Annotated in this window: 8 protein-coding genes and 2 pseudogenes; 5 read left to right on the top strand and 5 right to left on the bottom strand. The window is 67.5% G+C overall.

Going from position 1 to position 10,676, the window contains the following annotated elements; translation table 11 throughout:
- Positions 1-258: 258 nt before the first annotated feature.
- Positions 259-2,586 (top strand): NADP-dependent malic enzyme, encoded by a 2,328-nt coding sequence (locus AC3WPZ_RS26270; protein WP_382322354.1) that lies wholly within the window; start codon positions 259-261, stop codon positions 2,584-2,586.
- Positions 2,587-2,607: 21 nt separating this feature from the next.
- Here AC3WPZ_RS26270 and AC3WPZ_RS26265 read toward each other — a convergent pair whose 3' ends face one another.
- Complete coding sequence (locus tag AC3WPZ_RS26265; RefSeq protein WP_382322355.1) at positions 2,608-2,808, bottom strand: hypothetical protein; 201 nt, start codon at positions 2,806-2,808, stop codon at positions 2,608-2,610.
- On the opposite strand from AC3WPZ_RS26265, the gene AC3WPZ_RS26260 reads away from it, so the two are divergent.
- Positions 2,807-3,229, top strand: coding sequence for a guanyl-specific ribonuclease (locus AC3WPZ_RS26260; protein WP_382152827.1), 423 nt, complete (start codon positions 2,807-2,809; stop codon positions 3,227-3,229). The genes AC3WPZ_RS26265 and AC3WPZ_RS26260 overlap by 2 nt on opposite strands.
- Positions 3,230-3,283: 54 nt before the next feature.
- Positions 3,284-3,679 (top strand): annotated as a pseudogene (locus AC3WPZ_RS26255) (barstar family protein); the annotation flags it as partial.
- 196 nt (positions 3,680-3,875) lie between these two features.
- On the opposite strand, the gene rsmA reads toward AC3WPZ_RS26255, so the two are convergent.
- The 3 genes from rsmA to AC3WPZ_RS26240 are packed head-to-tail and all read right to left on the bottom strand — an operon-like array spanning position 3,876 to position 8,422.
- Positions 3,876-4,649, bottom strand: a complete 774-nt coding sequence (gene rsmA / locus AC3WPZ_RS26250) for a 16S rRNA (adenine(1518)-N(6)/adenine(1519)-N(6))-dimethyltransferase RsmA (RefSeq protein WP_382322356.1) — start codon at positions 4,647-4,649, stop codon at positions 3,876-3,878.
- Positions 4,650-4,683: 34 nt separating this feature from the next.
- A complete protein-coding gene (locus AC3WPZ_RS26245; protein WP_492442314.1) occupies positions 4,684-6,069 on the bottom strand; it encodes a peptidylprolyl isomerase in 1,386 nt (461 codons plus the stop codon).
- Positions 6,062-8,422, bottom strand: coding sequence for an LPS-assembly protein LptD (locus tag AC3WPZ_RS26240; protein ID WP_492442316.1), 2,361 nt, complete (start codon positions 8,420-8,422; stop codon positions 6,062-6,064). Before AC3WPZ_RS26240 ends, AC3WPZ_RS26245 begins: the two co-directional genes overlap by 8 nt.
- A 255-nt stretch (positions 8,423-8,677) precedes the next feature.
- Between AC3WPZ_RS26240 and AC3WPZ_RS26235 the strand changes: the two genes are divergently transcribed.
- Together AC3WPZ_RS26235 and AC3WPZ_RS26230 are read left to right on the top strand one after the other, a co-directional pair.
- The gene (locus tag AC3WPZ_RS26235; protein ID WP_492442312.1) at positions 8,678-9,769 is read left to right on the top strand and encodes an aminoglycoside phosphotransferase family protein; all 1,092 of its coding nucleotides are present in this window, start codon (positions 8,678-8,680) and stop codon (positions 9,767-9,769) included.
- A gap of 2 nt (positions 9,770-9,771) precedes the next feature.
- Positions 9,772-10,506, top strand: coding sequence for a 16S rRNA (uracil(1498)-N(3))-methyltransferase (locus tag AC3WPZ_RS26230; RefSeq protein WP_492442310.1), 735 nt, complete (start codon positions 9,772-9,774; stop codon positions 10,504-10,506).
- A gap of 5 nt (positions 10,507-10,511) precedes the next feature.
- Here AC3WPZ_RS26230 and AC3WPZ_RS26225 read toward each other — a convergent pair.
- A pseudogene (locus AC3WPZ_RS26225) lies at positions 10,512-10,676 on the bottom strand (methyl-accepting chemotaxis protein); the annotation flags it as partial.

The following is a 10,676-nucleotide window of genomic DNA, read 5'->3' as shown; positions in this document are numbered from 1 at the left end:
ACCCTGCCCGCCCAAGCCGCCGCTGCCTGAGCACCGCAGGGCTTTCCCCCTCCTGACTTTCCCTGCCCGGCCCGCATCGGGCGAAATCGCTGCCGCATACTGCGGCTGGGGGTGTTGGCCTTTGCCATTCCTTCCCCAAAAGTCACAGGCACCCGAACGCTTTACGCGGTTTCACTCACTAGGGTTTTCCCGCCCGGCGCTTTAGAATGCGCAATTCCTTTCCGCATCGCAAGATAACGACCCGCTGGAGACAAGAGCATGAGCATGGAAAACAGCCCTGAGAACAAGCGCGCCGAGCTGCGCCGAGCCGCCCTCGAATACCACGAGTTCCCAGTCCCCGGCAAGGTGTCGATCGCCGCCACCAAGCAGCTCACCAACCAGCGCGACCTCGCCCTGGCCTACTCGCCCGGTGTGGCGGCGCCCTGCGAAGAGATCGTGGCCAACCCGGTCAACGCCTACAAGTACACCGCCCGCGGCAACCTCGTGGCGGTCATCACCAACGGCACCGCCGTGCTCGGCCTAGGCGACATCGGCCCGCTGGCGGCCAAGCCGGTGATGGAAGGCAAGGGCGTGCTCTTCAAGAAGTTCGCCGGTGTCGACGTGTTCGACATCGAGATCAACGAGAAGGACCCGGTGAAGCTGGTCGAAGTGATCGCCGCGCTGGAGCCGACCTTCGGCGCGATCAACCTCGAGGACATCAAGGCGCCGGACTGCTTCTACGTCGAGCGCGAACTGCGCAAGCGCATGAAGATCCCCGTGTTCCACGATGACCAGCATGGCACGGCCATCACGGTGGCGGCGGCGATGCTCAACGGCCTGAAGGTCGCGGGCAAGGACATCGGTCAGGTCAAGCTGGTGACCTCGGGCGCGGGCGCGGCGGCGCTGGCCTGCCTGAACCTGCTGCTCAAGGTCGGGCTCAAGCGCGAGAACGTGTTCGTCACCGACCTGGCCGGGGTGGTCTATGAGGGCCGAGAGGAACTCATGGACGACGACAAGCGCCAGTACATGCAGAAGACCGACAAGCGCAAGCTCGCCGAAGTGATCGTCGGCGCCGATGTGTTCCTCGGCCTCTCGGCCGGCGGCGTGCTCAAGCCCGAGATGGTGGCGTCGATGGCGGCCAAGCCGGTGATCTTCGCGCTGGCCAACCCGAATCCCGAGATCGCGCCCGAGGACGCGCACGCGGTGCGCAACGACGTCATCATGGCCACGGGCCGCACCGACTACCCGAACCAGGTCAACAACGTCCTGTGCTTCCCCTACATCTTCCGCGGCGCGCTCGACGCGGGCGCCTCCACGATCACCGATGAGATGGAGATCGCCGCGGTGCACGCCATTGCCGAGCTGGCGCAGGCCGAGCAGAGCGAGGTGGTCGCGGCGGCCTATGCCGGCGAGAAGCTGGCCTTCGGCCCCGAGTACCTGATCCCCAAGCCGTTCGACCCGCGCCTGATGATGAAGATCGCGCCGGCCGTGGCGCAGGCCGCGGTCGACAGCGGCGTGGCCCAGCGGCCGGTGCCCGACATGGCGGCCTACCGCGAGAAGCTGCAGAGCTTCGTGTTCGCCTCGGGCACCATCATGAAGCCGATCTTCTCGGCGGCGAAGGCCGCGGCCCGCAAGCGCGTGGCCTACGCCGAAGGCGAAGAAGAACGGGTGCTGCGCGCCTGCCAGATCGTGGTGGACGAAGGCCTGGCCCGTCCCACGCTGATCGGCCGCCCGGCCATCATCGCCCAGCGCATCGAGAAGTTCGGCCTGCGCCTGCGCGAGGAACTGGACTACGACGTCGTCAACGTCGAGCAGGACGACCGCTACCGCGACTTCTGGCAGACCTACCACCGCATGACCGAGCGCAAGGGCGTGACCCAGCAGCTCGCCAAGATCGAGATGCGCCGGCGCCTCACGCTGATCGGCGCCATGCTGCTGCACAAGGGCGAGGTGGACGGCCTGATCTGCGGCACCTGGGGCTCCACCCAGCACCACCTGAAGTACATCGACCAGGTGATCGGCAAGCGCGAGGGCGGCAGCCCCAGCACCGCCCAGGACGTGCGCATCTACGCCTGCATGAACGGCCTCATGCTGCCCGGCCGCCAGGTGTTCCTGGTCGACACACACGTCAACTACGACCCCACGCCCGAAGAGTTGTGCGAGATCACGGTGATGGCGGCCGAGGAAATGCTGCGCTTCGGCCTGCAACCCAAGGCGGCCCTGCTGTCTCACTCCAACTTCGGCTCCAGCGACGAACCCAGCGCCATCAAGATGCGCCGCACGCTGGCGCTGCTGCGCGAGCAGGCGCCCTGGCTGGAGGCCGACGGCGAAATGCACGGAGATGTGGCACTGGACCCCAACGCGCGCCACACCCTGATGCCCAACTCCACGCTGAAGGGCCCCGCCAACCTGCTGGTGCTGCCCAACATCGATGCCGCCAACATCGCCTACAACCTGCTCAAGACCGCGGCGGGCGGCAACATCGCAGTCGGGCCGGTGCTGCTGGGGGCCGACAAACCGGTGCACATCCTCACCGCCAGCGCCACCGTGCGTCGCATCGTCAACATGACAGCCCTCACCGTGGCAGATGCCAACGTCTCGCGTTGACGCCTCCCAAACAAGCAAGCGCTAACTTTTACACACATTCTCGGCGCGGAGATTTGCTGAATATTTCAGCAGGCGCTTGCTTTTTCCCCCCGGCTCAGGCACACTAGCGCGCTTGGATTTCAGGGTTAACCCGCCCTCCAGTGCGACGCAAAATAATGCTTTGGCATTGCTTTCAGAAGGTGCTGGCGGCGGGTTGATGTCTTCAGGAGCTGGGAATTTCATGGGTCTGAAACAGATCCGGGCTCGTGTCGGGAAGGCCAGGGGAGTGGCCCTCGCCGCCGTTCTGGCGGCGGTATTGGGCACCATTGCGGTGCAGGCCCGCGCCCCGAATGCTTCATGGTCCGATCCGGGTGCCGCGTCGGTGGTGGTCACGGGACTGCCGCCGCAAGGTCAGGACGTGATGAACCAGATCCGGCAAGGCGGGCCCTTCCGATACGACAAGGACGGCTCGGTGTTCGGCAACCGCGAACGCCTTCTGCCCAGCGAGAAGCGCGGGTACTACCGGGAATACACGGTGCCCACGCCGGGTCTGAACCACCGGGGAGCCCGGCGGATCGTGTGTGGCGGGTTGAAGCCCCGGGCCCCTGAAGCGTGTTATTACACCGAAGACCACTACAGCAGCTTTCGGCTGATCGTGCAGTGAACCTTCGGTGGTGTGAACGGATTTTTAACTTTGACCTTAGAAAGAGACGCGGAGATGGACACGCCACTTCGTAACGTACGCCCCAACATCGTTCAGTCGATTCGCGCCCATGGCGTGAAAGACCTGCAGGCCGCGGCCGAGCACCTGGGGCATCACTTCCTGTACGCCAACCTGGCCAAGGCCCAGAGCAAGCAGGACGTGTTGGAGTTGATCGCTGCCCAGTACACCTTGCCGTCGCACTTCGGCAAGAACTTCGACGCGCTCTACGACTGCATGACCGACATGGTCCACAAGTCGGGCCCGCAAACCGGCTTCATCGTGGTGCTGGAGCACATTCCGGCGCACGCCAAGTTCGACAAGGAAGCGCGCGAGCAGCTGCTCGACATCTTCCGCGACGCCGCCGACTACTGGTCGGACCGAAAGATCCCGTTCCGCTGCTTCTATTCGTTCTCCGTGGCGCGCGCGCCCAAGGGCGAAGAGCCGATCGAAGTGCAGACCGACGAGCCCATGCCCACCGACAAGATCCTGGACGTGAGCCCGATGGCGCTGCGCATGAGCAGCCCGTTCAACGCGGGTTACTGGCTGGCCGCCGCCTGATCGCGGTCGTCCCGCTCGCCCAAAAGCCGCTGCAGCCCAGCGGCTTTTTTCATGCCTTTGTGGGGGTGGCCTGCGCCAGCGCGACGTATTCGCTCACCGGCACCTCTTCGGCCCGGCGTTGCAGGTCGAAGTCGCCCGCGAAGCCTTGTTCGTCGAGCCAGCGGCCCAGGGTGTTGCGCAGGATCTTGCGGCGCTGGCTGAACGCTACCTGAACCATCGCCCCATAGCGGGCCACGTCCAGCGCGGGCGGCGCGGCCAGCGGCACCATGCGCACGATGGCGCTGTCCACCCGGGGAGGTGGATCGAAACTCTCCGGCGGCACGAACAGCACGTTGTCCATCGCGTAGCGCCACTGCAGCATCACCGACAGGCGGCCATAGTCCGCCGTGGCGGGGCGCGCCACCATGCGGTCGATCACCTCTTTCTGCAGCATGAAGTGCTGGTCCTGCACGACCGCGACTTGGTCGAGCAGGTGGAACAGGATGGGCGTGGAGATGTTGTAGGGCAGGTTGCCCACCACGCGCAGGCGCCGCTCGGTGTCCAGCCGCTGGGCCAGCGCGCTGAAGTCCACCTTGAGCACGTCCGACTCGATCACGTCGAGCTGGCCGTGCTCGCGCAGGCGCACGGCCAGGTCGCGGTCGAGCTCGATCACCGTCAACCGGCCCAGGCGCTCCACCAGGGGCTGCGTGAGCGCGGCCAGGCCAGGCCCGATCTCGACCATGGCGTCGCCCGGCGCCGGCGCGATGGCGGCCACGATGGCATCGATGATGGCGCTGTCGGTCAGGAAGTGCTGGCCGAACCGCTTGCGGGCGATGTGCTTCATGCGATGGCTGGCGTCGCGCCGCGCGGCAATGGCCTCACGGCTGCGGCGGGTCGCGGTACTCGACGTAGGCCCGGCTGCGCGTGTCCTGCGTCCAGACCCGCAAGGCGTCTTCGAGCTTCTTCTCACGCGCCAGCCCGCGCACCATGTCGCGCTGTTCGCGCTGCGTGAGCGTGGCCTGCCGGCGCTCGTCGACGCGGATCAGGTGCACCCCGAAACGCGACACCAGCGGTGCCGACATCTCGCCCGGGCGCAAGGCGTTCATGGCCTGCTCGAACTCGGGCACGAACATGCCCGGCCCGGCCCATCCGAGGTCGCCGCCCTGGCTGGCCGAGCCGTCCTGGCTGTGCTCGCGCGCAAGCGCTTCGAAGTTGGCCTGGCCGCTGGCGATCTGCTGGCGGAAACCGGCAAGCCGCGCGACCGCGTCCGCCTGGCTCAGCTGCGGCCCTATGCGCAGCAGGATGTGGCGCGCCCGGGTCTGCGTGACGACGGCGTCGGGCATGCCCGCCTGCTTTTTCTCGATCACCTTGAGCACGTGAAAGCCGGCCGGGCTGCGCAACGGTCCGGCCACGCCGCCCGCGTTGAGCGTGCGCGTGGCGTCCACGAACAAGGTGGGCAGGCGATTGGCGGGGCGCATGCCGAACAGGCCTCCGTTGGCCCGCTCGGGCGCATCGGACGACTCGCGCGCGAGCTGGGCGAAGTCAGCACCGGCGCGGGCCCGATCGGCCACCCCTTGCGCGCGGGCCTGCAGTTCCTGGATGCGCTCGGGCGTGGCGCCCTCGGGCACCGCCACCAGCACGTGGGCGAGGTTGAGCTCCAGGCTCGCGAGGTCGTTGTTGCCACGCTGCTCGCGGATGAAGTCGTCGATGTCCGCATCGGTCACGCGAACGCGGGAATCAACCTGGCGTTCCTGCACGCGCTGCAACAGGATCTGGTTGCGCAGGTTGTTGCGGAAGCGGTTGATGTCGATGCCTTCGGCCGCCAGGCGGCGCCGAAGCTCGTCGGGGCTGAGCTGGTTCTGCGCCGCGATGGCCTGTTCGGCCTGCGTGACGGCGGCTTCGTCGACCGTGATGCCGAGCTCGCTCGCCTGCTGCGTCTGTGCCCGCTCGTTGATGATCTGTTCCAGCACCTCGCGCACCAGCAGGTCGCGCGCCGGCATGGCCGTGCCTTCCTGGGCGATCTGCTGCTCCACGCGCAACAGGCGCTGGCGCACCTCGCTGTTGGTGACCGGCTCGGAATTGACCAGCGCGACGATGAAATCGGCCGTGCCCTGCTGGGTCGGCGTGGCGGCTGCGGTGCTGCGCGGCAGGTTGAGCTGGCCCGTGGACCGCAGGCCTTGCGCCTGGGCGGTGCAGGCCCACATCAGGGGCACGCACAACAACCAGGTGGACAGGCGTGAGGGGGCGGTGTGGCGATCAGTCATATTGTTGGAACCGGCTGGGCGGGTTGATTTCTTCGCGCAGGTACTGGTAGCGCGGCACGTTGTCCTTCAGCGTCTTCAACGGATTGGAGCCGAGGCGGGAGAAGCCGGAGAACTCCAGCTGGAACAGGATACGCTGATTGGCGGAGGAGGCGCTGCGCTGCAGCCGCTCCAGCACGACGCGCCCGATCCAGCAACCGGCATCGTACTCAAAGCCCGCCACCAGATCGACCACCTTGCGGTCGGGCACGCTGTAGTTGATGCGACCCACGCTGTACCACTGGCCCGCGCCCAGGCCACGGCCGGGGACGCCAGTTTTCGCGGGCGTTTCCCAAAGGTCGTTGAGCGGCCACTGCCAGCCGAAGTCGTACTGCTCGCTGCTGCCGCGCTGCACGCGGTAGGCCGCGCTGAACACGCGGTAGCGGCTGGGCATGTAGCGCACGCCCAGCGTGGTGCGCACCGACTCGCGCGCACCCGGGCTGTACTGGAAATTGGTGTCGACGGTCCAGCGCGGCGTCCACTGCACGCGCGTGGCCAGCAGGACGTCGCTCAAGCGATCGGTCACCGGTGCACCACCCGACAGGGAGCTGGCGTTGGGCAGGAAGACGTTCTGGTCTCGGATCAAGTAACGCTGGGCCAGCCCGACGCGCACGATCTCGGCGCCGGAATCTGGATCGAGCAGGCGCGAACTCGCGCCCACGGTGAAGGCGCGCGTGTCCGAGATGCGGTCGTTGCCGCCGAAGACGTTCTCCGAGAAGATGGTCGCGAAATTGAAGTCGTTCGCGGCGGAGTCGTAGTTGGGCAGCAGGCTCTGGTCGCGGTAGGGCGTCCAGGTGAAGAAGGCGCGCGGCTCCAGGGTCTGAACGAAGGCACGGCCAAAGTAGCTCGCCTCGCGCTCGAAGATGAGCCCTCCGTCCAGGCTGACCGTGGGCAGCACGCGCGAAGCGGTGCGCGAGCCATCGGCCAGAGGACTGTCGAATTGGTATTGCGTGGTGTGCAGCTGTGCGCGCGGTTTGAAGAACCAACCCGGTGCCTCCCAGCGGCGGCTAAGCTCGGCGATCGCCAGCGAGCGCGAGCCGTTGGTCTGGCGGGTAAGCAGGGGATCGGACTCGAAGCGCGTGTACTCGGTCAACACCGAATAGTTCCAGTCACTCAGTCCGGCGATTCGCCCATCGCTGCGGGCGTATCGCAGCGAGAGGGAGGGCCGGCGGTCGTACGGGGGCGTGATCGGTGACTCGACGTCCTGCAAGGTTTGCCATTGGTGCATGCCGGCGGAAAACGCCCACGGCGCCCCGTACCAGCTGTAGGACACGTCGTTGGCCAACAAGCGCGTGGTGAAAGACGTGCCAGCACGCGGGAAGTCCCGCCAGTAGTCATCGTCGCTCACCCGGTTGAGGTTGAGCGTCAGGGCCGATGTGCCGCCCAAGCCCCGGCCCAGGCCGGTGCTGCTGAGGCCCTGGTAGTGCTGCAACGAATAGCCCCAGCGGTTGGCATCGCGCAAGGGGTCGGATGGCAGGAACGCCCCGCGCACCTGCCCCGAGTAGCTCGGCTCCAAGTACCGCACTTCGGCGCCTAGGTCCACACCGCGCTTGCTCATCAGCGTCGGGTAGATCGTGGCATCGAGGTTGGGCGCGATGTTGAGGTAGTAGGGCAGCGTCAGTTCGAGCCCGTTGATGTTGTCCAGGTTGATCGTGGGCGGCAACAGCCCCGACTTGCGCTTGTCGGTCAGCGGAAAGCTGAAGCGAGGCCAGCCCAGGATGGGCACGCCCTTGAACTCCAGCACCCCGCCGGTGGCGGTGCCCATCTCCTCCACGTTGTCGAAATCGATGCGCGTGGCCCGGACCAGCCAGGCGGGCATCCAGTCCGCGCCTGGCGTGCGCGGGCAGGTGGAGTAGCGGGCCTGGTGCGCTGTCGCATGGTCCTCGTCCAGGAAATCGAGCCGGCTGGCATCGCCCTTGCCCTCGTTCTTGAGCAGGTTGAAATTGGGTTTTTGGAACTGGCCTTTGAAGGTGTCCACGTTGATCTGCAGCTCGGGACCTTCGAAACGATCGCCATTGCGGTTGATCAGCACGTTGCCGGTGGCCTTGGCCTCGCTGTCGCGCTGGTCGAATTCCAGCCGATCGGCACGGATCACGGTGTCATGCCGGCGCAGTTCGGCATTCCCCTCGACGGTGGTGACGCTGTCGGTCTGCCCTTCGATGCGATCGCCCCGGACGAAGGTCGGCGCCTGCTGGCGCGCGTCCTCCGGCAGACTTTCCTGCAACAGGCGGCTGGGCTTGAGGTGCACGGTGGCTTCATCGCCATCGCCCGACTGCGCGCGCACGGCGCCGGGCACGAACAGCGCGCCCCAGGCCATCACGGCCAGCAGCACATGCACCGCGCGCGCCACAGGCGCCGCCACGAATTGCGGGTTGGCGAGGACTCCGTGCGGGCGCTTGGAGGGCAACGGATCGGTGCGGCGGTTCAAGGGTGGAATTCGGTGGTCCGGCTGCCAGAACGGGCCCGGAGGCCAGTCGCCGCGATGCAGGGGGTTTGTAGAATCAAGGGCGATTATCCACTGCCCGACACCCGGACAGGTCGCACGGCCACCCACGTCCCACCACCCGCCTCCATGAGCCCGTCCCACCCCGCCGTCACCTGGGCCGATCCGGTTCGGGAAGCCGCCTTTCACGCCTGGATACAGCCGTTGGCCGCCCGCCTGGGCCTGCTGCCCGGCACCCTGCGCCCCGCCTCGGCCGACGCGAGCTTTCGCCGGTACCTGCGCCTGGACGCGCAAGCCGGCGGCAGCCTGATCGTGATGGACGCGCCACCGGCGCAAGAGAACTGCCAGCCCTTCGTGCACGTGGCCGGTCTGCTGCGCGAGGCCGGCCTGCTGGTGCCCGAGATCCTGGCTTGGGACGAACCGCAGGGCTTCATGTTGCTGAGCGACCTCGGCCACCAGACCATGCTCGACGGCATCGACGCCGAGAGGCCGCAGGCCAACCACGCGCGCTACATGCAGGCGCTGGACGCGCTGCTGGCCTGGCAGCTGGCCTCCAAACCCGGTGTGCTGCCGCCCTACAACGACGCCCTGCTGCGCCGCGAGCTGCAGCTCTTTCCCGACTGGTACTTGGCGCAGCACAAAGGCCTCGCGCTCGATGCCACGCAGGCGCAGACACTGCAGAAGACCTTCGACACCATCGTCGCGCACAACCTCGCGGCGCCACAGGTCTACGTGCACCGCGACTTCATGCCGCGCAACCTCATGTTGCCGCTGCAAACCGGTGATACACCCGCGCGCCAGCTCGGCGTGCTCGACTTCCAGGACGCGGTACACGGCCCCATCACCTACGACGTGGCCAGCCTGATGCGCGACGCCTTCCTGAGCTGGGACGAGGACTTCGTGATCGACGTCACCGTGCGCTACTGGGAAAAGGCGCGCGCGGCCGGCCTGATGGACTTCGAGGACTGGCACAGCGACTTCGGCGCTTTCTACCGGGGCGTGGAGTGGATGGGCCTGCAGCGCCACCTGAAGGTGGCCGGCATCTTCGCGCGCCTCACCCTGCGCGACGGCAAACCCAAGTACCTGGCCGACGCGCCGCGCTTCATCGGCTACATCCGCCACACGGCGCACCGCTACCGCGCGCTCGGGCCGTTCCTGAAGATGCTCGACGAGATCGAAGGCCTGCAGGCCGCTTCCGGCTACGCCTTCGGGCGCGTCTGAGCATGCCGCGTTTCCACTGCCCGGCACCGCTGCTCGAAGGCCAGCCCCTGTCGCTGCCTGCCGCCGCGGCGCGCCACGTGCAGGTGTTGCGCCTGCAACCCGGTCAGACCATCACGCTGTTCAACGGCCAGGGCGGCGAGTGGGACGCCACCATCACCCGCATGGGCCGCAGCGACGTGGAGGTAGTGCTCGGCGCGCACCACGCCACCGAACGCGAGCCCGCCCGCGCGGTGCACTTGGCGCTGGGCGTGCCGGCCAACGAGCGCATGGACTGGCTGGTGGAGAAAGCCGCTGAACTCGGCGTGGCCAGCCTGCAGCCGCTGCACACCTCGCACAGTGTGCTGCGCTTGAGTGGCGAACGTGCGACAAAAAAACAGGCGCACTGGCAATCGGTGGCGGTGGCGGCATGTGAACAGTGCGGCGGCAACCGCGTGCCCACGGTGCACCCGGTGAGCGACTTCGCTTCATGGCTGAAGGCGCTTGCGCCCGCCGATGCGGCACCCCCCTCGCTGCGCTGCCTGCTCTCGCTGGCCGAAGGCACGCAGCCGCTGGCGAACGCCTTGGCACAGGCACCGGCCCAGGCGCCGGTCTGCTTCCTCAGCGGCCCCGAAGGGGGCCTGAGCCCGAGCGAAGATGCGCTGGCCCGCGCGGCCGGATTCCTGCCCGTCACGCTTGGGCCGCGCGTGCTGCGCGCCGAGACGGCCGCGCTCGCGGCGCTCACGCTCGCGCTGGGCTGACGCGCTCAGGCCGGCGCGAGCCGGAACACCTGCACGACACCGGCCAGGCGCCGGGCCTGGTCCTTGAGGCTCTCGGCGGCGGCCGCGCTCTCCTCCACCAGCGCCGCGTTCTGCTGCGTCATCTGGTCCAGCTGCGTCACCGCCACGTTCACCTGCCCGATCCCGTCGCT

It is taken from the genome of Hydrogenophaga sp. FW305-3-2-15-A-LB1 (assembly GCF_058787875.1).
This window is presented reverse-complemented; position numbering and strand designations above follow the sequence as displayed.